The organism is Microbacterium helvum (assembly GCF_014779795.1).
In the GTDB taxonomy this organism is placed as follows: Bacteria; Actinomycetota; Actinomycetes; order Actinomycetales; family Microbacteriaceae; genus Microbacterium; species Microbacterium helvum.
Genome location: NZ_JACXZS010000006.1, coordinates 247,090 through 268,041 on the forward strand (window position 1 = coordinate 247,090; position 20,952 = coordinate 268,041).

General features: G+C 72.0%; 23 protein-coding genes. 10 read left to right on the plus strand and 13 right to left on the minus strand.

From position 1 onward, the window contains the following. Positions 1–16: 16 nt before the first annotated feature. From IF188_RS11110 to IF188_RS11160, 11 genes are all read right to left on the minus strand, one after another. On the minus strand, positions 17–1,189 hold the full coding sequence (locus IF188_RS11110; protein ID WP_191171866.1) for a thiolase family protein: 1,173 nt from the start codon (positions 1,187–1,189) through the stop codon (positions 17–19). A gap of 1 nt (position 1,190) precedes the next feature. After that, positions 1,191–1,859: a 3-oxoacid CoA-transferase subunit B gene (locus tag IF188_RS11115; RefSeq protein ID WP_191171867.1), complete on the minus strand. Its 669-nt coding sequence runs from the start codon at positions 1,857–1,859 to the stop codon at positions 1,191–1,193. Further along, positions 1,856–2,617 (minus strand): 3-oxoacid CoA-transferase subunit A, encoded by a 762-nt coding sequence (locus tag IF188_RS11120; RefSeq protein WP_191171868.1) that lies wholly within the window; start codon positions 2,615–2,617, stop codon positions 1,856–1,858. The genes IF188_RS11115 and IF188_RS11120 overlap by 4 nt, the downstream gene beginning before the upstream one ends. A 181-nt stretch (positions 2,618–2,798) precedes the next feature. Continuing rightward, the gene (locus IF188_RS11125; RefSeq protein WP_191171869.1) at positions 2,799–4,163 is read right to left on the minus strand and encodes an alpha/beta hydrolase family protein; all 1,365 of its coding nucleotides are present in this window, start codon (positions 4,161–4,163) and stop codon (positions 2,799–2,801) included. Positions 4,164–4,244: 81 nt separating this feature from the next. After that, the gene (locus IF188_RS11130; protein WP_191171870.1) at positions 4,245–4,691 is read right to left on the minus strand and encodes a MarR family winged helix-turn-helix transcriptional regulator; all 447 of its coding nucleotides are present in this window, start codon (positions 4,689–4,691) and stop codon (positions 4,245–4,247) included. A 39-nt stretch (positions 4,692–4,730) separates the two neighbouring features. Then, the gene (gene pcaC / locus IF188_RS11135) at positions 4,731–5,132 is read right to left on the minus strand and encodes a 4-carboxymuconolactone decarboxylase (protein WP_191171871.1); all 402 of its coding nucleotides are present in this window, start codon (positions 5,130–5,132) and stop codon (positions 4,731–4,733) included. After that, complete coding sequence (locus IF188_RS11140; protein WP_224751772.1) at positions 5,129–5,932, minus strand: alpha/beta fold hydrolase; 804 nt, start codon at positions 5,930–5,932, stop codon at positions 5,129–5,131. The genes pcaC and IF188_RS11140 overlap by 4 nt, the downstream gene beginning before the upstream one ends. A 2-nt stretch (positions 5,933–5,934) precedes the next feature. Beyond that, complete coding sequence (locus IF188_RS11145; RefSeq protein WP_224751737.1) at positions 5,935–7,353, minus strand: lyase family protein; 1,419 nt, start codon at positions 7,351–7,353, stop codon at positions 5,935–5,937. Further along, positions 7,343–7,927 carry a protocatechuate 3,4-dioxygenase subunit alpha gene (gene pcaG / locus IF188_RS11150; protein WP_191171873.1) on the minus strand — a complete coding sequence of 195 codons (585 nt, stop codon included), beginning with the start codon at positions 7,925–7,927 and terminating at the stop codon, positions 7,343–7,345. The genes IF188_RS11145 and pcaG overlap by 11 nt, the downstream gene beginning before the upstream one ends. Continuing rightward, positions 7,927–8,796, minus strand: a complete 870-nt coding sequence (pcaH, locus tag IF188_RS11155; protein WP_191171874.1) for a protocatechuate 3,4-dioxygenase subunit beta — start codon at positions 8,794–8,796, stop codon at positions 7,927–7,929. The genes pcaG and pcaH overlap by 1 nt, the downstream gene beginning before the upstream one ends. Positions 8,797–8,912: 116 nt before the next feature. Beyond that, positions 8,913–9,671 carry an IclR family transcriptional regulator gene (locus tag IF188_RS11160; RefSeq protein ID WP_191171875.1) on the minus strand — a complete coding sequence of 253 codons (759 nt, stop codon included), beginning with the start codon at positions 9,669–9,671 and terminating at the stop codon, positions 8,913–8,915. A gap of 53 nt (positions 9,672–9,724) precedes the next feature. Here IF188_RS11160 and IF188_RS11165 point away from each other — a divergent pair, with 53 nt between their 5' ends. The 3 genes from IF188_RS11165 (at position 9,725) to IF188_RS11175 (ending at position 13,220) form a co-directional block, all read left to right on the plus strand. After that, positions 9,725–10,477, plus strand: coding sequence for an IclR family transcriptional regulator (locus IF188_RS11165; RefSeq protein WP_191171876.1), 753 nt, complete (start codon positions 9,725–9,727; stop codon positions 10,475–10,477). A gap of 244 nt (positions 10,478–10,721) precedes the next feature. Beyond that, positions 10,722–11,906: a 4-hydroxybenzoate 3-monooxygenase gene (locus IF188_RS11170; protein WP_191171877.1), complete on the plus strand. Its 1,185-nt coding sequence runs from the start codon at positions 10,722–10,724 to the stop codon at positions 11,904–11,906. A gap of 144 nt (positions 11,907–12,050) precedes the next feature. Then, positions 12,051–13,220 (plus strand): MFS transporter, encoded by a 1,170-nt coding sequence (locus tag IF188_RS11175; protein WP_191171878.1) that lies wholly within the window; start codon positions 12,051–12,053, stop codon positions 13,218–13,220. Positions 13,221–13,329: 109 nt separating this feature from the next. On the opposite strand, the gene IF188_RS11180 is transcribed toward IF188_RS11175, so the two are convergent. Next, positions 13,330–13,794 (minus strand): MarR family winged helix-turn-helix transcriptional regulator, encoded by a 465-nt coding sequence (locus IF188_RS11180; protein WP_191171879.1) that lies wholly within the window; start codon positions 13,792–13,794, stop codon positions 13,330–13,332. 93 nt (positions 13,795–13,887) lie between these two features. Here IF188_RS11180 and IF188_RS11185 point away from each other — a divergent pair, with 93 nt between their 5' ends. From IF188_RS11185 to IF188_RS11210, 6 genes are read left to right on the plus strand one after another with little or no spacing between them, the layout of a single operon-like run. After that, complete coding sequence (locus tag IF188_RS11185) at positions 13,888–14,817, plus strand: SDR family NAD(P)-dependent oxidoreductase (RefSeq protein ID WP_191171880.1); 930 nt, start codon at positions 13,888–13,890, stop codon at positions 14,815–14,817. Between the two features lie 48 nt (positions 14,818–14,865). Then, the gene (locus IF188_RS11190) at positions 14,866–15,753 is read left to right on the plus strand and encodes an amidohydrolase family protein (protein ID WP_191171881.1); all 888 of its coding nucleotides are present in this window, start codon (positions 14,866–14,868) and stop codon (positions 15,751–15,753) included. Position 15,754: 1 nt separating this feature from the next. Further along, on the plus strand, positions 15,755–16,984 hold the full coding sequence (locus tag IF188_RS11195) for an acyl-CoA dehydrogenase family protein (protein WP_191171882.1): 1,230 nt from the start codon (positions 15,755–15,757) through the stop codon (positions 16,982–16,984). Positions 16,985–17,006: 22 nt separating this feature from the next. Then, positions 17,007–17,459 carry a MaoC family dehydratase gene (locus IF188_RS11200; RefSeq protein ID WP_191171883.1) on the plus strand — a complete coding sequence of 151 codons (453 nt, stop codon included), beginning with the start codon at positions 17,007–17,009 and terminating at the stop codon, positions 17,457–17,459. A 46-nt stretch (positions 17,460–17,505) separates the two neighbouring features. Beyond that, positions 17,506–19,026, plus strand: coding sequence for an acyl-CoA synthetase (locus IF188_RS11205; RefSeq protein ID WP_191171884.1), 1,521 nt, complete (start codon positions 17,506–17,508; stop codon positions 19,024–19,026). Continuing rightward, positions 19,026–19,487, plus strand: a complete 462-nt coding sequence (locus IF188_RS11210) for a DUF3237 domain-containing protein (RefSeq protein WP_191171885.1) — start codon at positions 19,026–19,028, stop codon at positions 19,485–19,487. The genes IF188_RS11205 and IF188_RS11210 overlap by 1 nt, the downstream gene beginning before the upstream one ends. 53 nt (positions 19,488–19,540) lie before the next feature. Here IF188_RS11210 and IF188_RS11215 read toward each other — a convergent pair whose 3' ends face one another. Beyond that, positions 19,541–20,350, minus strand: coding sequence for a hypothetical protein (locus tag IF188_RS11215; RefSeq protein WP_191171886.1), 810 nt, complete (start codon positions 20,348–20,350; stop codon positions 19,541–19,543). Here IF188_RS11215 and IF188_RS11220 point away from each other — a divergent pair. Further along, positions 20,241–20,948: a PaaX family transcriptional regulator C-terminal domain-containing protein gene (locus IF188_RS11220; protein ID WP_396652765.1), complete on the plus strand. Its 708-nt coding sequence runs from the start codon at positions 20,241–20,243 to the stop codon at positions 20,946–20,948. The two genes, IF188_RS11215 and IF188_RS11220, sit on opposite strands and share 110 nt — an antisense overlap. Positions 20,949–20,952: the final 4 nt, after the last annotated feature.

Consider the following 20,952-nt stretch of genomic DNA (forward strand, 5'->3'; position numbering starts at 1 on the left):
AGGCAGTGGTAGACGTCTACCGTTCGAGCACGACGGCCAGGCCCTGGCCCACGCCGATGCAGATCGCGGCGACCGCGATGCCCCCGCCGCGACGGGCGAGTTCGTGCGCCGCGTGGCCGATGATCCGGCCGCCGGACGCCCCCAGCGGGTGGCCGATCGCCAGCGCCCCGCCGTGGATGTTGAGCTTGTCGGGATCGAGGTCGGGCCAGCCGGCCAGGCACGCGAGCGACTGCGATGCGAAGGCCTCGTTGAGCTCGACCAGGTCGACGTCGGCCCAGGTGCGACCCGCGCGCGCGAGCGCCTTGTTCGCGGCCTCGATGGGGGCGATCGGGAACTGGTCCGGGTCCACACCATGCGCCGCACGGCCGGTGATGCGCGCGAGCGGCTCGCCGTCCAGCGCGCCCTCGCGCGCCAGCAGCACGGCCGACGCACCGTCGTTGATGGGCGAGGAGTTGCCGGCCGTGACCGACCCAGACCCGTCGGAGGCGAACAGCGCGCGCAGCCCGGCGAGCTTCTCGACCGAAGTGTCGTCGCGGATGCCCTCGTCGCGTGCCAGCTCGGCACCCGGTACCTGCACGGTCTCGCCGTCGTACACGCCGGCGGCCCAGGCCTCGGCGGCGAGTCGGTGCGAGCGCACCGCGAACTCGTCCTGCGCCTCGCGCGAGATGCCCCACTCGCGGGCGATCAGCTCGGCGGACTCGCCGTTCGAGATCGTCCAGTTCTTCGGCAGCGCGGGGTTGGTCATGCGCCACCCGATGGACGTGTTCCACAGCGTCTGGTTGCCGACGCTCGGCCACGGCCTCGGCGACTTCTCGACGACGAACGGCGCCCGGCTCATCGACTCGACCCCGCCCGCCAGCACGATGTCGGCATCGCCCGCGTCGATCGCGCGCGACCCCTGGATCACCGCCTCGACGCTCGAGGCGCACAGCCGGTTGACGGTGACCCCGGTCACCGAGGTCGGGAACCCCGCGAGCAGCGCGCCCATGCGCGCCACGTTGCGGTTGTCCTCCCCCGCCTGGTTGGCATCGCCGAAGATCACGTCGTCGATGCGCGCGGGGTCGAGTCCGGTGCGCTCGACCGTCGCCCGCAGGACCACCGCCGCGAGGTCGTCGGGGCGCACGCCCGACAGGGCGCCGCCGGCTCGGCCGAAGGGGGTGCGGACCGCGTCGTAGATGTAGGTGGCCATCTCATTCGCCTTCCTGGATGCCGGAGGTCGAGGCATCCTGCAATTCCAGACCTGTCAGCGAGACCAGCGAGGCGACGGTGTTGTCGCCGAACGCCTCGCGCACCGCGAACCCCTCGGCGGTGACGTCGAACACGGCATGGTCGGTGTAGACGCGGGTGACGCAGCCGACGCCGGTGAGCGGGTACGTGCACGCCTCGACGAGCTTGGACTCGCCGGTCTTGGTCAGGAGGTCGGTCATCACGTACACGTTCTTGGCGCCGATGGCGAGGTCCATGGCGCCGCCGACGGCCGGGATCGCGCCGGGTGCGCCCGTCGACCAGTTCGCGAGGTCTCCCCCCTGCGACACCTGGAACGCCCCGAGCACGCACACGTCGAGATGCCCGCCGCGCATCATGCCGAACGAGTCCGCGTGGTGGAAGTAGGCGGCGCCGGCGAGGGCCGTCACGGGCTGCTTGCCGGCGTTGATGAGGTCGGGGTCGACGCGCCCTGCCTCGGGTGAGGGGCCCATGCCGAGCATGCCGTTCTCGGTGTGGAGGATGATCTCCTGGTCGGCGGGGAGGTAGTCGGCGACCAGCGTCGGCGCGCCGATGCCGAGGTTCACGTACGAGCCCTCGGGGATGTCCTGCGCGATGCGGGCCGCGAGCTGCTCGCGGGTGATGCGGGTGCTCACTGGTCGACCTCGATTCCGGGTGCCTCGTCCCGGCCGAGCGGGCGTCCCTCGATGTCGACCCCGCCGACGAACTCGCCGTCACGCAGCCAGGCTCGCTCGCCGACGGCGACGACGCGGTCGACGAAGATCCCCGGGGTGACGACGGACTCGGGGTCGAGCGACCCGAGGGGGACGACCTCGTCCACCTGCACGACGGTGGTCGTCGCGGCGGACGCCATGATCGGGCCGAAGTTGCGGGCCGTCTCGCGGTAGACGAGGTTGCCCCACCGGTCGGCGCGGTAGGCGCTGATCAGCGCGTAGTCGGCGCGGATGGGGTACTCCAGCGCGTAGGTGCGACCGTCGATCTCACGGGTCTCTTTGCCCTCGGCGAGCTGCGTGCCCACGCCGGTGGGCGTGTAGAACGCGCCGATGCCGGCGCCCGCCGCGCGGATCCGCTCGGCGAGGTTGCCCTGCGGGACGAGCTCGAGCTCGATCTCGCCGGCGCGGTACAGCCCGTCGAACACCCACGAGTCGTGCTGGCGCGGGAACGAGCACAGGATCCTGCGCACCCGCTTCTTCGCCAGCAGCGCTGCCAGGCCGACGTCGCCGTTGCCCGCGTTGTTGTTGATGATCGTCAGGTCCCCGGCGCCCTGGGCGATGAGCGCGTCGATGAGCTCGACGGGCTGACCGGCGCGCCCGAACCCGCCGATCATGACGGTCGCGCCGTCGGGGATGCCGGCCACGGCCTCCGCGGCGGAGGGAACGGTCTTGTCGATCACGGATCGTCCTCGCTTGTTCGCTGTGCGAACGCGTGTGCGTTCTGCGACCATCGTACCGCGCATCCCTCGGCCTGACCAGCGTCGCCGGGCCGCCGGCATCCCTCCCCATGACGCGAACCGTCGCAGACGATCGCCGCACCGGAGTGCGGGACCGTCTGCGACGGTTCGAGAGGGCCGGCGGTCAGCGGTCGCCGAGGAACTCGCCGGGCTTGGTCTGCACGAAAGCGGTGCCGCTGTCGTCGAGGGATGCCGCGAGCGCGTTCATGCGGTCCGCCGACTGGCCGACCAGACCCCAGTTGCCGGTCTCGACGCGCGACTGCAGCGCGGCGATGCCCGCGGCGATCTCGGCCGACGTGAAGTTGCAGTGCCCCACGCTGTCGACGCGGAACTGGCGCAGCAGGTCGTTGCGGTGCGCATCACGGACGTCTTCGGCGTACTCCTGCTCGACCTGGACCGGCGCGAGCACGTCGTCGAGCGTGTGGAGCGTCAGCACCGGCATCTGCAGCTCGCCGGTGAGTCCCGACGAGGCGCGCAGCGTTTCGACCGAGCCCGGGTCGGCGGCGACGTCCGCGGTGGCCGTCAGGGTCGCCAGGTCGGCGCGCAGATCGAGACCGGCCTGCGCGTAGAGCTGCTCGACGAGAGCACGGTCCGCCGACTTCGCGAACAGCTTCGTGTAGTCGACGCCGACGTTCCAGGTCGCGTTGCCGCCGGCCGTGGACTCGATGTCGAACCGACCCGGAGTGACGAACCCGATGGTGCCGAGAAGCTGGTCGTACAGCGACTTCTGCGCCACGGCGGGATCGGTCGGGGCGTCCGCGGCGCGCACGCCGTCGGACAGGTGGTACAGCGCGGCGGCGAGCGCGACGCGGGCGCGACCCTCGGGCGTCTGCTGACCGGCCTGCACGGCCGCCTGCAGCGCGCCGGACGCCGCGAACGCCTCGCCGAGCGTGCTGTATCCCTCGATGTCGAGGTCCTGGCCGGGGGCGAGCAGCACGTCGATCGCGTGCGCGCCGTCGAGCTGGTAGTTGCTCAGGTCGACGCCGCCCTCCATGAGACCGCAGGTGGGCATCGCCCCGTCGATCACGTCGCCGGCCAGCTCGGCGATGCGGCCCGTCACGAGCCCGCCCATCGACGTGCCGTAGGCGAGGATGTGCTCGGGCTGCAGGCCGGTCTCGTCGAGCATCGCGTCCAGCGACTGCAGCTGGTCGTCGACGGCGCCGGGCACCGCCCACCCGTTGGATCGGTACGACGACCCGACCAGCGCGTAGCCCTCTTCCAGCAGGAGCGCCTTGGTGCCGTCGTCGGGGGCAACGGATGCCCAGTTGCCGCCGGCGAACGACGGGGTGTAGCCGTGGCTGTACAGCAGTACGGTGCCGTTCCAGTCCGAGGGCACCGACGCCAGCCATGTGGTGCCGTTCGAGAGCGAGCCGGAGTACTCGCCGCCGGTGTCGGCGGCGGCGGGCGCGGCGATCACTCCCGCGGTGAGCAGGGCGCCGGCCGTGGCCGCGGCGACCGTGAGGGCGCGCCTGCGAAGGTGTGTGGACATTGGGGGGGTCCTTCCGTCGTCGTCGACAAGGCCCCCGTCGTCGTCGACGGGGTCAGGACCAATTATCAAGTTTCTTGGGTTTCAGTCAACCGTCCGCGGCGCATCCTCCAGCGCACGACGGGCGTCCTGCAGCCATTCGCTCAGGGTGTCGCGGTCCGCGCCGCTGAGCCCGCCGAAGGCCTCCGCCTCGATGCGGTCGACGTCGTCTCGGCAGTCCGCGAGCAGGGCGGTGCCGCCCGGCGTGAGCGAGATCGTCATGCGCCGCCGGTTTCCAGGGTCGCGCGTCCGCTCGATCAGACCGGCGTCGCCGAGGGCACGGACGATGCCGTCCATCGCCTGCGCCGACACGAACGTGTGCCGGGCGAGCTGCGCGGCGCTCATGCCCGGATGCTGCTCGAGCACCGTGAGAGCGGTGTACTGCGTGACGGTGATGCCGTGCGGCCGCAGCACGGTGTCGAGCCGGCCGCGGACCGCCAGCTCGACCTGCTTGACCAGGTACAGGATCCGCGGCGGATGCGCAGCCGTCATGCCGCCACCGAGCCCGTCATGCGATGAAGCCTACGGGCGTCAGGGCTCCTCGGCGAACACCTCGCTCGCGATGCGGAAGGCGGTGTTCGCGGCGGGCACCCCGCAGTACAGGCCGGCCTGCAGGATGACCTCCTTCACCTCGTCTGCGGTCAGCCCGTTGCGCAGCGCCGCGCGCAGATGCATGGCCAGCTCTTCGTGGTGGCCGAGGGCGATCAGCGCCGTGAGGACCGCGACCGACCGGGAGCGGCGATCCAGTCCCGGCCGCGACCAGATGTCGCCCCAGGCGACGCGGGTGATGAAGTCCTGGAAGTCCGCGGTCAGGCCGGTCGTGTTCGCGACGGCGCGGTCGACGTGGGCATCCGACAGCACCTCGCGGCGCACCGTCATGCCCTGGTCGTAGCGCTCCTCATCGGTGAGTCCCTCGCCGTCCGGCCTGGTCATCGCGCCCCGGTCCGTTCCGTCTGCTCCGCCCCGACCGCGTCGAAGAAGGCGATCAATGCCGCCGCCGTCTCGGCCGGTGCATCCGCCGGTGCCAGGTGCGAGGCATCCGGGATCCCCACCGCGGTGCCCCGCTGGACGCCCTCGGCGATCTCGAGAGCGGATGCCGCCGGCGTGACGCCGTCGTGATCGCCCCACACGGCGAGCACCGGCGTGGTGATCTCGTGCAGCCGGTCTCGAACGTCGAAGCCGGCGAGGGCTTCGCAGCACCACGCGTAGCTCGCGTCGTCGGCGTCCTGCAGCGCGTGCAGGAGCCGGCCGGTCAGATCCGGGTCGCGCGCGATCGTGCCGGCCGCGAACCAGCGCTGCGCCGAGCCGATGATGAGGCTCGACGTGCTCTGTGTCCTCACCTGGGCGGCGCGCTCGTGCCAGCCCTCCGGACTGCCGATCGCGGCCCCCGAGCAGAGGATCGCGGCGGCGTCGACGCGGTCGCCGTGCCGCAGCAGCAGCTCGAGCCCGACCGAGCCGCCGAGCGAGACCCCGGCGTACAGGAACGGCCCGTCGACCGAGGCGGCCACGGCGTCGGCCAGCTCGGCGACCGAGAACGGCGCGGCCGCCGAGGGCGCGGCGCCGTGGCCCGGAAGGTCCCACGCGACGACGCGCCAGCGCTCGGCCAGCGCCGGAAGGACGCGGTCCCAGAGCAGTGTCGAGGTGCCCAGCGACGGGCCGAGCACCAGCAGCGGCGCGTCGGTGCCTGAGCTCGTCGAAGGGCCCACCGGGTCGGTCAGGGCGATGGGGGGCATGGTCACGGCTGATCCTCCGTCTGCGTCAGGGAGTGGGGCGGGTCCGCGATCGCGACGGCGTCGTCGACAAGGTTCCCGGCCAGGCCCGTGTAGCGCGCGGGGTCGAGCAGATCGACGACCACCTCCGGGACCGGGACTCCGCGCTCGGCGGCGAGCGCGGCGACCTCGGGCAGGTCCGCGAGTCGGTCCGGCAGCGATCCGCCGGAGGCGACGAGTTCGGCCGCGCGCGCCGAGCCGAGCACGAGCGACAGCCGCTCCGCCACGATCAGTCCGTCCGTGGCGGCGAGGTTGCGCGCCACGGCGTCGGTGTCGAAGTGCAGCCCCGCCACGAGATCGGCCGCGTGGGCGGACGCGCCGAGTGCGAGACGCAACAGTTCGCGCAACGTGGGCCACTCGGCGTGCCAGGCGCCGTCGGGTCGCTCGTCGACCGCCAGCGCCGACGCCAGATGCAGCGTCGCGCCGAGCTGCGGTGCGCGCAGCGCCGCCGAGCGGATGAGGACGGATGCCGCGGGGTTCCGCTTCTGCGGCATCGCCGACGATCCCCCGCCGGCGCCCTCGGCGAGCTCGCCGATCTCGGTGCGGCTGAGCGTCGCGACGTCGCCCGCGATCTTGCCGACGGCGTCGATCACCTGTACGAGCGCGTCGCCGAGTTCCGTGACCGGCCAGCGCTCGGTGTGCCATGGCGCGTCGGGAGCGGCCAGGCCCAGTTCGGCGGCGAACCGGCCAGGAAGCTCGGCTGCGGCATCCTCTCCCGCGATCTCGGCGAACGACGCGAGCGTCCCTGCGGCTCCGCCGAGCTGTGCGGGAAGCCGCCGCCGCACCTCGTCGAGATGAGCCCGGGCTCGGGCGACGCCGCGCAGCCAGCCGGCCGCGCGAAGGCCCACCGTGGTGGGCACCGCGTGCTGCGTGAGGGTCCGCGCCGCCGCGACCTCGTCGCGGCGGGAGCGGGCCAGCGAGCGAAGGGACACCTCGGCGTGGGCGAGGGAGGCGACGACGCGGCTCGCGGCGTCTCTCGCGACGAGCATGAGCGCCGTGTCGAGGATATCCTGACTGGTCGCGCCGCGGTGCAGCCAGACGCGTGCGTCCCGCGGCAGTCGCTCGCGCAGCATCGCGACGAGCGGGATCACCGGGTTGCCGCCGGCCACGGCCGCCGCGGCCAGGGCCGACGGATCGACGCCGTGCTCGCGGCATCCACGGACCGTTCCCTGCCAGCCGAACTCGGTCTCGATCTCGTCCACCGCGTCGCCGGGCGCCACGCCGAGCTCGCGGTAGGCGCGGGCGAGCGCGACCTCCGCCGTCACCAGCGCATCGAGGTACGCGGCGTCGGCGACCGTTCCGTCGTGACCGGCCGTCGCGGGCGAGAGCAGACCCCCGTCGGCGAAGGCTCCGTCGTCGGGCGTCCGGTCACGGTCAGAAGGCAAGGAACACGGTCTCCTTCTCGCCCTGCAGGTGGATGTCGTGGTGCAGGCTTCCGTCCGGCAGACGCGTCGCGATGAGCGTAGCGCGCTCGCCCTCGTCGAGCGAGGACAGCAGCGCGTCGGCCGCCAGAAGCTCCTCGTGCTCGGGCAGGTAGATGCGGGTCACGAGCTTGTCGGGAAGCCCGCGCGCGAACACGATGACCGAGTAGAACGGCGCACGGCCTTCGACCGGACCGGGGTTGCGCGTCCAGAACTCGTACCTTCCGACGTCCGTGGTCGCGGCGCGGCCGAATCCGGTGAACGAGTGGTCGTCGCGATGGAAGGCGCCGTGCGCGCGCGGGATGGCGCCGTTCTCGTCGGCGCTCCAGATCTCGACGACGGCATCGGGGACGGGGTTGCCGGCACCGTCGAACACGGTGCCGCCCAGCACGATCGCACCCGGGCTGTGCGGGAACACGACCTCGTGCTTCTTCGGGTAGTCCAGGCCGAACGCGAAGAACGGCCCGACGGTCTGCCCGCCGGTGGGCTCGTGGGTCTTGGGTCCGAGGTCGCGCTTGGTGCGGGGTGCGGCGGCCATCAGTGCTCTCCTTCTTCGGGCTCGAACCACGTGGCGTCGGGGCCGTCCACCACGATGTCGAACCGGTAGCCCATCGAGAACTCGGGCACCGACAGGTCGTGGTCGTACAGCCCGATCAGCCGGTCGCGGTCCTTCTGACGCCAGATCGTGTTGTAGATGGGATCCAGCGGGAACAGCGGGTCGCCGGGGAAGTACATCTGCGTCACGAGACGCTGCGTGAAGCCCGTGCCGAAGATCGAGAAGTGGATGTGCGCGGGCCGCCACGCGTTCACGTGGTTCTTCCACGGGTAGGCGCCCGGCTTGATCGTCGTGAACTTGTAGTAGCCGTCGTCGTCGGTGACGGTGCGCCCGGCGCCGGTGAAGTTGGAGTCGAGCGGCGCGGGGTGCTGGTCGCGCTGGTGGATGTAGCGGCCGGCGGCGTTGGCCTGCCAGATCTCCACGAGCTGGTTCGCCAGCGGACGCCCCCACGAGTCGAGCAGACGCCCCTCCACTGTCATGCGCTCGCCCTGCGGCTCGCCGATGTGCTGCAGCGTCAGGTCGGACTCGATGGCGGCGACGTCACGCTGCCCGAACGCGGGCGACCACAGCTCGATGGTCTCGGGGTCGACCAGCTTGGGATTCTTCGTGGGGTGGCGCAGCAGGCTCGACCGGTACGGCGGGAAGTCGTGCAGGCTCATGTTGAGCTTCTCGCCCGCGGCCTCGCGGCGAGCCGCGGCGGCGTGGTAGTCGACGATCTCCTGCGTGATCTCGTTCTGCGTCAGCTGGTCGGGCGAGGCCAGCAGCGACTCCGGCGCCGCCACGGTCTGCTCCAGCACCACCGACGACGAGAACGCCTCTTGACCGCCGGGATCGGGCTGCGTCGCACTCATCAAGGTCTCCTTCGACGACTCGGGTCGTCCCAGAGTCGCACCGCCTCGTCGTGACGGCGGCTTGGATTCCCATCCAGTGGGAATCGTGGATGCCGGCGGCCCGGGCTCGCCGTCGGTCAGGCCGAGCGCAGATCCTGGTGGAGATCCTTGGCGGCCTGCACGACCAGCGGACCCAGTCGACGCTCGTCCGCCCGCTCCAGATGGACCACGAGCCCCAGGGCCACCGGCGGCAGTCCTTCGACGCGAGGCAGCGCGGCGGCGACCGAGATGTTGCCCAATGTCATCTCTTCGCGCGTCGTGGCGTAGCCGAGCGCCCGCGTGCGGGCGAGATCGGCGCGCAGGCCGGCCTCGGTCGTGATGGAGTTGACGGTCTCGCGCTCCAGCGGCGCCTCGAAGTACTGCCGGAGCCACCCCTCGTCGCGTGTCGCGAGCAGCGCCTTGCCGACCCCTGTGGTGTGCAGCGGTCCGCGTCCGCCCATGCGGCTGAGCGTCGGGATCGACTGGCGGCCGGTGAGGCGTCCGACGTAGAGGGCGGTCGAGGTCGCGGGCGTCGCACCGTCGAGCACGGCGAGGTGCACGTTCTCGCCTGTCGCCTCGTACAGGCGCACCATGTGCGGCAGCGCGGTCTCTCGCAGCCGCAGCGACAGCGGCGAGAGCTCGCCGAGCTCCCACAGGCGCGGGCCGATCGCGTACGTGTGACCGGGCGCGCGGGTGAGCAGTCCCTCGGCGACGAGGGTCGCCAGCAGCCGATGGAGGGTCGAGGTCGCCAGCCCCGTACGCGCGGCGAGCGTGGTCGCGGTGACCGCGGGCTCGTCGTCGGTGAAGCAGCCGAGCACGCGCAGCGTCCGCTCCAGCACGCCCTCGCCGTCGGCCATGGATCCTCCCGCTGCGACGTTACCCCGACCGTGCACGGTGGCAGAGTGGGCGCATGGCCAATTCGCCGTCCGGCGACTCGATGACCGACCGCATCGTGCGCGTGCTCGAGACCTTCACCGTCGAGCGGTCGATGCAGTCGGCGTCCGAGATCGGCCGCCGCGCCGGGCTGCCGTCATCGACCGCGCACCGGATCGTGGACGAGCTGGTCGACGCGGGGCTGCTCGAGCGCGACGAGGATCGCCGCGTGCACCTCGGGCTGCGACTGTGGGAGCTCGCCCTGCGCGGGTCCACCGCGCTGCGCCTGCGGCAGGCCGCCCTTCCGCACATGGAGACCGTGCAGGCGCGCATCCGCGAGCACACGCAGCTGGCGGTGCTCGAGCAGGACGAGGCGCTGTTCCTCGAGCGGCTGTCGCACCCCGCCGCCGGGGCGAACATCACCCGCGTCGCCGGGCGGCTGCCGCTGCACGCCTCGTCGTCGGGGCTGGTGCTGCTGGCGTCCGCCCCGGCGGCGCTGCGCGATCGCGTGCTCGCCGGCCCGCTGCGCGCCGTCTCGCCCGAGACGGTGACGGATGCCGCACGCCTGCGCCGGCTGCTGACCGAGGTGCGCCGCACCGGGGTGGTGGTCGCCCCCGGTTCGATCGAAGCCGTGTCGACGGGTGTGGCCGTGCCGATCCGCGATGCGGGCGCCGTGGTCGCCGCATTGTCGGTCGTGCTTCCTCGCGAGACGGCGCCGGAGCCTGCGATCGCCGCGCTGCGGGAGGCTGCGGCATCCATCGAGGCGGCACTCCGGGCCGATCGGCGCTGACTCGCCGACACAACCTCGGATCCGCAGGTGCGGAGGCGTCACGCGACACGCCGTCCTGGCGGCGCCGGCACCGGCGTGTCGCGCTGCGCGTCCGCAGGCGCGGATCCGATTCTGTGCACGACCGCCCCGGCTGCGCACGAGATCTGAGAGGACCGATTCCTGCCCGATGAACGGGAATCATGCCGCACTGTCAACCGAGACGGGCACACTGGGCCGAGGCATCCATTCGTCGAAGGAGACGCTCATGACCACGATCCGCACCCGCGTCGCCATCGTCGGCGCCGGACCCGCCGGCCTGCTGCTGTCGCACCTGCTCGGGATCGCCGGCATCGAGTCCGTCGTCATCGACCAGCGCTCGCGCGAAGAGATCGAGACGACCATCCGCGCCGGCATCCTGGAGCAGGGCACGGTCGAGATCCTCGATTCGTCCGGCGCGTCCAGCCGCGTCCGCACGGTCGGCAACCGCCACGACGGCATCGAGCTCCGCTTCGCGGGCGCCGGGCACCGCATCGACTTCGCGGACCTCGTCGGCCGCGGCGTCTGGCTCTACCCGCAGCACGAGGTGCTCAAGGACCTCATCGCGGTGCGCCTCGGCAAGGGCCAGGATCTGCGCTTCGGCGTGACCGCCGTACGGGTCGAGGATGCGGCATCCACCCGTCCCCGGGTCATCGCGACCGACGCCGACGGCCAGGCGCTCGAGATCGAGGCCGACTTCGTCGTCGGCGCCGACGGCTCGCGCAGCGTCGTGCGCGAAGCGGTGACGGGCTCGTCGACGGGCGGGTACTTCCGCGAGTATCCGTTCGCCTGGTTCGGCATCCTGTGCGAGGCGCCGCCGAGCGCCGAAGAGCTGATCTACAGCAACTCGCCGAACGGCTTCGCGCTCATCAGCCAGCGCAGCGCGACCGTGCAGCGGATGTACTTCCAGTGCGACCCCGAGGCCGACCCGAACGCGCTGTCGCAGGAGCAGCTGTGGGACGAGCTGCAGAAGCGCGTGCCGGGCACGACCCTCAAGGAGGGCCCGATCTTCCAGCGCGACGTGCTGCGGTTCCGCAGCTTCGTGGCGCACGAGCTGCGGAAGGGGCGGGTCGCCCTCATCGGCGACGCCGCGCACACCGTGCCGCCCACCGGCGCGAAGGGGATGAACCTCGCCGTCGCCGACGTGCTCGTGCTGGAGCGCGCGCTGCGAGCGCTGCTCCAGGGCGGCGACGAGCGCCTGCTCGACGCGTTCCCCGAGACGGCGCTGCACCGCATCTGGAAGGCGCAGCACTTCTCGTGGTGGATGACGAGCATGCTGCACGTCGCGCCCGATGCGTCGGACTTCGACCGGCTGCGCCAGCTGGGCGAGTTGCGCTCGGTCGTCGAGTCCGAGGCGGGCCGGCGCTTCCTCGCCGAGGCGTACACCGGCTGGCCGCTCGAGGGGCTCGCCTGATCGGCGGCACACGACTGCCACTGAACGGGAGTGAGAGGATGCCGCAGCCGCCGTCTCGGCTATAGTCCGGTGCCCATGGCCTCACCGTCGCGGACCTCACGCCCATCGTCGGGCGCGGGACCCTCGCGCACGGGATCGGCGGTCATGCTGCTGGTTGCGGTGTGCCTGGTTGCCGCCAACATGCGCCCCGCCATCACCGGACTCGGGCCGCTGCTCGACCAGATCGGCGCCGACACCGGGATGACGCCGACGACGCTCGGGGTCCTGGCAGCCGTGCCGCTGGCGGCCTGGGCCGTGTTCTCGCCCCTCGCGCACGACCTCAGCCGGCGCTTCGGCCAGCCGCGCGTGCTGCTGTGGTCGCTGCTCGTGCTGCTCGCGGGAACGCTCGTGCGCTCGCTCACCGACCCCGTGGCGGGTCTGTGGATCGGCACCGCGGTGATCGGCATCGGCATCGCCGTCATCAACGTGCTGATGCCCGCCGTGGTGAAGCGGGAGTTCGCCGGGCACGTCGCCGCGGTCACCGCCGTGTACACGGCACTGCTGGCCGGGCTCGGCGCCGTGTCGTCGGGGGTCGTCGTGCCGATCTCGCACGTCGAGGTCGGCGGCGAGCCGGCGGGCTGGCAGATCGCACTGCTGGTCACCGGCGCCGCCCTGCTGCCGTTCGCGATCGCGGGGTGGTGGTGGGCGCACCGCGGCGCGAGGCGCACGCACGACCGCGAGGGCGCACCGCGGGGCCGCACGGGCATCTGGACCGACCCGGTCGCATGGCTCGTCGCCGTCTACATGGGGCTGCAGGCATCCATGTTCTACATGTTCGTGACGTGGCTGGCGCCGCTGTCGATGTCTATCGGCCGCTCCGAGGTCGTCGCCGGCGTCGACGTCATGGTCTACCAGCTGTTCTCGCTCGCCGGCTGCCTGCTGCTGCCGCTCATCCTGCGCGGCCCGCTGGAACGGTGGGCACCGGCGCTCATCCCATCGCTCGCCATCGTCGGCGTGGCGGGGCTCATGCTCGCCCCCGGCGCGGTGCTCGTGTGGGGGTGCCTCATCGGGCTCACCGGTGGCGCGACGCTGGCGATGTCGCTCACCCTGATGGCGCAGCGCGCCCGCGACCACGACACCTCGGCCGCGCTGTCGGGCATGTCGCAGTCGGTCGGCTACGTCATCGCCGCCCTCGGCCCGGTCGCGTTCGGGGCGCTGCACAGCCTCACCGGCGGGTGGACGCTCTCGCTGGGCCTCGTGCTGGCCGTGCTGGTGGCGCTCACGATCGTGGGCGTGTTCGCGGGCCGCGACCGTTACGTGCTCGAGCATCGGTGAGGGGATGCCGCGGCTCGTCGCCGCAGCGGCGGCCGGGCTTCGCGGCGATCGGGTTTCGCGGCGATGGGGCGGCGGGCGCGCGGATGTCGCGCGCCCGGTCGTCCGGTGCTCAGTCGTCCGGGAAGGCGAGTGCCCGCAGCAGCGCGGCGAGCGTCGCGCGGTCACTCGCGGTGAGCTGGGCGTGCACGCGCTCCTCGGCGTTCCGGGCGGAGTCGCGGGCGGCGGCGGCGAGCGCACGGCCGGCCTCCGTCGCGACGACGACGTTCGCCCGCCGGTCCGAGGGATCGGGGAGCCGCTCGACGAGATCGCGGGACTGGAGCTCGTCGACCAGGCTCACGACCTGGCTCGGGTCGAGACGCAGGAACTCCGCGAGCTCGCGCTGCGAGGGGCGCGCGTCGCCCGAGGTCAGGACGAGCACCGAGTACGAGCGCGCCTTGAGCCCGTGGGCGGAGAGCGCGGCATTGCCGGCGCCGAGTGCGATGGCGTTGGCGCGCGCGAGCAGGAAGCTCAGGTCGTCGGTCAGCGCCGACGCCCGCAGCCCTGCGGGTGCGACGGCGTCGGCAGGCTTCGGCATGCCCCGATCGTAGTCCACTTCGTGGATGAACGGAATGATTGACTTTTTCAACAGTTGGGTCTTCAATGGATCCGACACGAAGGAGTCTCACGTATGTCTTCGCTCTCCCCTCTCGACGGCAAGGTCGCCATCGTCACCGGTTCGGGCCGCGGCCTCGGCCTCGCGTACGCGCAGGAGCTCGCTCGCCAGGGCGCCGCCGTCGTCATCAACGACATCGATCAGGCCACAGCGGCGGAGGCCGTCGCCACGATCGAGGCCGAGGGCGGCCGCGCCGTGGCCGTCGCCGCTCCGGTCGGCCCGACCGAGACCGCGCAGCTGCTCGTCCGCACCGCCGTCGAGACCTTCGGGCGCCTCGACATCCTCGTCACCAACGCCGGCGTGCTCCGCGACACCGTGCTGTGGAAGATGAGCGACGACGACTTCGACACCGTCATCAACGTCCACCTGCGCGGCACGTTCACCTGCGTGCGCGAGGCGGCGTCCTGGATGCGTGCGAACGAGGTCGCCGGGCGCATCATCTGCATCGGCTCCCCCACCGGCCAGCGCGGCAACTTCGGCCAGACGAACTACGCCGCGGCGAAGGCCGGCATCGTGGGCATGGTGCGCACGTGGGCGCTCGAGCTCAAGAAGGCCGGGATCACCGCCAACGCCGTCATCCCCGTCGCCGCGACCGCGATGACCGCGACCGTGCCCTACTTCGCCGCCGCCGTCGAGGCAGACGCCGCCGGCGAGCCCATGCCAGCCTTCTTCCGGCATGACCTCGGATTCGGCACCTCCGACGACGTCGCCGGACTCATCGCCTATCTCGCCTCCGACGACGCCGCCGGTGTCACCGGCCAGGCGATCGGCATCGGCGGCGACCGCCTGCAGGTGTGGTCGCACCCCGAGCCCGTCGTCACCGCGTACCACGACGGCGGCTGGTCCTTCGACGATCTCGCGGCGGACTTCACCGAGGTCACCGACAACCTCCAGTCGGTCGGCGAGAAGTTCCCGCCGCTGCCCGACGAGCTGCAGCGGCCCTGACGCGCTGACGCGTCTCGCTTCGCCCGCTCAACGACCGGAAGGTGCGGCATGACCCGCTACGAACCCGCGATCGACCTCGACGCGATCACCGCGATCGACGTGCACGTGCACATCGAGGTCGATCACCACGGGCATTCATCGCTGCCCGACGACCTCCGCGATGCGGCCGCGAAGTACTTCAGCGCCGACGGCCCGAATCCCGATCTCGACGGCGTCGCCGCGTACTACCGCGAACGCCGGATGGCCGCCGTGGTCTTCACCGTCGACGCCCGCACGAACTTCGGGCACGCGCCCCTCTCGAGTGCCGAGATCGCGGAAGGCGCAGCGCGCAACAACGACGTGCTCATCCCCTTCGGCTCGGTCGACCCGCTGTCGGCGACCGCCGTCGACGAGGCCCGTCGTCTCATCGAGGATCACGGCGTGCGGGGCTTCAAGTTCCACCCCACGGTGCAGGGCTTCGACCCCTCCGATCCGGTGCACTCGCCGCTGTACGAGACGCTTCAGCAGGCGGGCGTCGTCGCCCTGTTCCACACCGGGCAGACGGGGATCGGCGCGGGGCTTCCCGGCGGGCGGGGGCTGCTGCTGGGGCTGTCGAACCCGATGCTGCTCGACCCGGTCGCCGCACGGTTCCCCGAGCTGCAGATCATCATGGCGCACCCGTCGGCGCCGTGGCAGGACGAAGCCCTGTCGGTCGCCACCCACAAGCACAACACGTGGATCGACCTCTCCGGCTGGAGCCCGAAGTACTTCCCCGAGTCGCTCGTGCGCGCCGCGAACTCGTACCTGAAGAGCCGCGTGCTCTTCGGCTCGGACTTCCCCCTGCTGACCCCCGACCGCTGGATGCGGGATGCCGGGACCGCCGGGCATTTCAAGCCCGAGGTGATGCCCGGCATCCTCAAGGACAACGCGGCGCGCCTGCTCGGGCTCGGCGGCTGACGTGCCCGCGCTCGAGGCGGACGCGACGTTCGGGTTCGACCCGTACGCCATCGCCGACGCACGGCTGACCCCGGCCGCGCGCGCCGCGCTCGCGCGGCTGCAGCAGGCGCTCGACCGCGACGTCCGTCCGCTCCTCGCCGAGGCCTGGGAGACGGCGACCATGCCCGACGCGGTGCTGGACGCGCTCGTCCCGCTCGATATCATGCAGCCGGAGGGAGTGGATGCCGCCGAGGCTGCGTCCTCGATGTTCTCGGGGTTCCGCAACTACGTGCTGGCCCGCACCGACGTGTCTGTGGCCACGCTCTACAACGCGCAGTCGGGACTCTTCCGCACCGCGGTCGCGCTCGGCGGCTCGGCAGCCCAGGCGGCGGAGCTCGATCCGCGCGTGCGCAGCTTCCAGCTGCGCGGGGCCTTCGCGCTCACCGAACCCGATCACGGCTCCGACATCGCGGGCGGGCTCGCCACCGCTGCGCGCCGGCACGGCGACGGCTGGGTGATCGACGGTCGCAAGAAGTGGATCGGCGGGGCGGCGGCATCCGATGTGCTCGTCGTGTTCGCCCGCGACGTGGACGATCAGGCCGTCAAGGCGTTCCTGGTGCCGACCGACGCGGACGGCGTGCGGCTTGAGCCGATCGCGGGCAAGGTCTCGCTGCGGCCGATGCAGAACGCGCTCATCACGCTCGACGGCGTGCGCGTGACCGAGACAGATCGCCTGCAGAACGTGAACGGGTGGCGCGACGTCGCGCGGATCCTGCGCGCGATGCGCTCCGACGTGGCCTGGATCGCTGCAGGCCTGCAGGCCGGCGTCCTCGATGCGGCCGTGCACTACGTGCGCGAGCGGCATCAATTCGATCGCCCGATCGGCGGCTTCCAGCTCGTGCAGGAGAAGCTCGCCCGCATGCTGGGCAACACGGTCGCCTCGCTCTCGCTCGTCGTGCAGCTGTCGGCCCGTCAGGACGGTTCGACGGGGCTCACCGCGGGCGCCTCGACGGGGCTCGGCGGCGAGTTCGCCGACGAGAACTCCGCGCTCGCGAAGATGCAGACTGCGCGCCTCGCACGCGAGACGGCGGCGCTCGGGCGCGAAGTGCTCGGCGGCAACGGCATCCTGCTCGAGCATGACGCGGCCAGGTTCTTCGCCGACGCCGAGGCCGTCTACTCCTACGAGGGCACGCACGAGATCAACGCCCTCATCATCGGCCGCGCGCTGACCGGCGCGTCCGCCTTCCTCTGATCCATCCCACCGAAGGAGAACCATGACCACCACCGTCGACTACGCCGACGTCCCCGGCCTCGCCGGCACCGACCTCGGCTGGACCGAGTGGCTCGAGGTGACGCAGGACCGCGTGAACCTCTTCGCGGACGCGACCGACGACCACCAGTGGATCCACGTCGATCCCGAGCGTGCCGCCGAAGGACCGTTCGGCGCCCCCATCGCCCACGGCTTCCTCACGCTGTCGCTCACCGTGAAGTTCTGGTCCGAGCTGTTCGACGTGACCGGTGTGGGCACCCGTGTCAACTACGGCCTCGACAAGGTGCGGTTCGTGTCGCCGGTCAAGGTGGGCGCGCGCGTCCGCATGAACGCGGTGATCGCCGAGGTGACCGAGGTGCGCGGCGGATACCAGTTCGCCGTAGACCAGACCATCGAGATCGAGGGCGCCGACAAGCCCGCGGTCGTCGCCCGGGGCCTGTACCGCTTCTACGCCTGACCGGCCGCCCGCCGGACGCTTCCTCGAAGGAGAGGACACCGCAACGATGCACAAGGGAATCGGGTTCTGGCTCGCCAAACGGCGCCTGAAGGATCCGGACAAGACCGCCGTGGTCTTCGGCGAGGACACGCTCACCTATCGTGAGCTGGCGGATGCCGCGGACCGCGTGGCCTCGGTGCTGTGGCACCGGGGCATCCGCCGCGGCGACGCGGTCGCCTACATCGGCGAGAACAGTCCGCAGTTCCTGCAGGTGATGTTCGGCGCCGCGCAGCTGGGCGCGGTGTTCGTACCGGTGAACACGCGGCTGGCGGGCCCCGAGGTGCAGCACGTCCTGGTCGACTCCGGAGCCCGCGCGGTGGTGCTCGACGCGGAGTTCCTGGGGCGCGCGATGCCGGGCATCGAGGCCGGGCGGATCGCGCAGGTCATCGTGACCGGCGACGGACTGCCCGAGCATCCCGGTCTCGCCCGCCTCATCGCCGAGGCGCCCGGAGGGCACACCATCGCGGACGTCTCGCTCGACGACCCGGCGGCGATCATCTACACCTCGGGTACGACGGGCAGGCCGAAGGGCGCCGTGCTCAGCCACGGCAACCTCACCTGGGTGGCCCTCAACTGCGTGGTGGACTACGACGTGGTCTCCGGCGACGTGTCGCTCATGATCTCGCCCCTGTTCCACGTGGCTTCGCTCGGCATGGGGGCCCTCCCCGTGCTGCTCAAGGGCGCGACCCTCGTGCTCGAGAAGGGCTTCGAAGCCGGCCGGGCGCTCGCGCTCATCGAGAGTCACGGGATCACGATGCTGAGCGGCGTCCCCACGACGTACCAGCTGATGGCCGACCACCCGGCGTGGGCGTCTACGGACCTGTCGAGTCTGCGCAAACTCACCTGCGGCGGCTCGGCCGTGCCCACCCGCATCCTCAACGCATACGAGGAGCGGGGGCTGTCGTTCTCGCAGGGCTACGGCATGACCGAGACCTCGCCCGGCGCGACCTCTCTCGCGCCGTCGATGACCCGCGAGAAGCAGGGCAGCGTGGGGCTGCCGCACTTCTTCACCGAGGTGCGGATCACCGACGAGCACGGCGAGGTGGTGCCGCGCGGAACGGTCGGCGAGATCGAGGTCGCCGGCCCCAACGTGTTCCTCGGCTACCACGGGCTTCCCGAGGCGACCGCCGCGGCGTTCACCGAGGACGGCTGGTACCGCTCCGGAGACCTCGGCTATCTCGACCCCGACGGCTACCTCTACATCTCGGACCGCCTGAAGGACATGATCATCTCGGGCGGCGAGAACATCTACCCGGCCGAGGTCGAGAACCTCATCGCCGACATCGAGGGCATCTCCGGCGTCGCCGTCGTGGGCGTGCCCGACGAACGATGGGGTGAGGTGCCGTGGGCGGTCGTCACGCTGCGCGAAGGCGCCGACGTCGACACCGACAAGGTCCGCGCGCACCTGGACGGCCTGGTCGCCCGCTACAAGCTCCCCAAGAACGTCGTCGTCGTCGAGGACCTGCCGCGCACCGCCTCCGGCAAGATCCGCAAGGCCGACCTGCGCGACCGGTTCGGCGGGCGCTGATGAAGCACGAACCACCGGTGCCGTCCCTCGAGCGCGCGTTCGAGGTCGTGGCCGACCTGGGGCCGCTCGAGGACCACGGCATGACGCGGGCGGGGCACCGCCGCATCATCCCGGTGGTCGGTGGCACGATCACCGGCGCCTTCACGGGCGCGATCCTGTCGGGCGGCGCCGACTGGCAGACGGTGCGCGCCGACGGCTCGATCGAGGTCGACGGCCGCTACAGCGCCCGCGGCGTCGACGGGTCCCTCCTCTACATCCGCGCGCAGGGTGTGCGCAGCGGTGACCCCGCCGTGCTCGAGGCCCTGCTCCGCGGCGTCGACGTCGATCCGGCCGACTATTATTTCCGCGCGGCGCTCACGCTCGAGTGCGCCGCGCATCCTGAGCTGGAGCGCGCGGTGTACCTGGCTTCGTACATCCGTGAGGCCAACCGCGTGCGCTACGTCGCCTACCGCGTGACCTGAGCAGCGGCCCCGGTCTTCCGCGAAGGGATGCCGGGGCCGCTGTCCGTCCGCCGTCACCCGGAGTAGGTCCCCCAGTCGTCGACGTCCCACATCCGCGCGGGCGTGCCGCCGTGGCCGGCCGTGCCGAATCGCACCGCCCCGAGCTCCAGGGCCGATCCGGCCTCGATGCTCGCCGCGCGCTCCGAGAGGGCACGCGGCGATGTCGCCGGCCAGGTGCCGTCGGCGAGGCGCGCGAACATCGTCTCGAACACGGCCGCCTCCTCGGCGCCGGTGAAGGTGCAGTGGCCCTCCGCCCGGACGAACGCCTGACGCAGCTGCGACTGCTCGCCCGCCTCGCGCACGGTGATGCGGTACGCCTCGTCGTCCTGCGTGGAGCCGGCCCCGTCCCCGGTGGTGCTGAGCGAGAGCACGGGCACCGTCAGTTCGCCGGTGAAGGATGCCGTCCTCTCGACGAACTCCACGGTCTCGGTGTCGGCGGCAAGCCGCTCGGCGTCGGCGAGGGTGCGCAGGTCGCCCTCGAGAGAGAGCCCCGCCTGGCGATAGGCGGCGTCGACCTCTGACCAGCGCCCCGACTCGCGGAGTGCGCGCGCGTAGTCGACACCGGTGTTCCACGAGAAGACCCCGCCGGCGGTGGCCTCATAGCCGGCACGCACGTGTGAGCCGGCGGCGAACGGCAGGGCGGTGAGGTAGCCGTCGATCCTGGCATCCAGGTCGTGGACGTCCTCCCCCGTGGCGCGGTCGACGACCGGGATCTTGCTCATCGCCGCGGCGAACGCGGCGCGCGCCCGCCCCTGGGCGGTCGAGCCCGCTGTCGCGACGAGCTTCTGCAGGGCGGCGACCTCTGCGGCGACGTCGCGGAGCACCAGGAATGCGCTGCGCGAACGGCTGCGCGACGCGCGGTTCGGCAGCCGTCACGACGGGCTCTGGGTGCGCCCGGGCGACCATCGCGCCGAGGTCGAGGCGATGGTGGCAGAGCTCCCGGCCGCGCCCACCGAGGATCAGCTGACCGTCTTCGTGGGCGCTCGGCTGTCGGAGCAGGAGGGACCGCGGATCGTCCGCGACGCCTTCGGCCTCGACGAGCTGGCCGCGGCCTACCGTCGCTTCGCCGAGGAGTGGGAACCGGTCGCCCAGCGGCTGCGCGATGCCGCGTCCGGACGACGCGGTCGCGGCGCGGCGTCTGTCGTCGACGAGAACGAGGCGCTGCGGCTTCGCACGTCGATCATGCGGGAGTGGCGCGAGCTCCGGCACGCGGATCCGATGCTCCCCCAGGAGCTGCTCGGATCCGGCTTCCCGTTCGAGCGGGCGCTGTCGGTCTGCGCGGCGATCTACGACTCCACCGGCGCCGCGGCCGAGGCCGCGTTCCGCCGCATCCTCGCCCCGCACGCGCCCGAGCTGACGTCCTCGACGTCGCACCACACCTTCGCCGCGTACGCCGGCGAGGGCTCCGCGCACACGCGCTGACGCG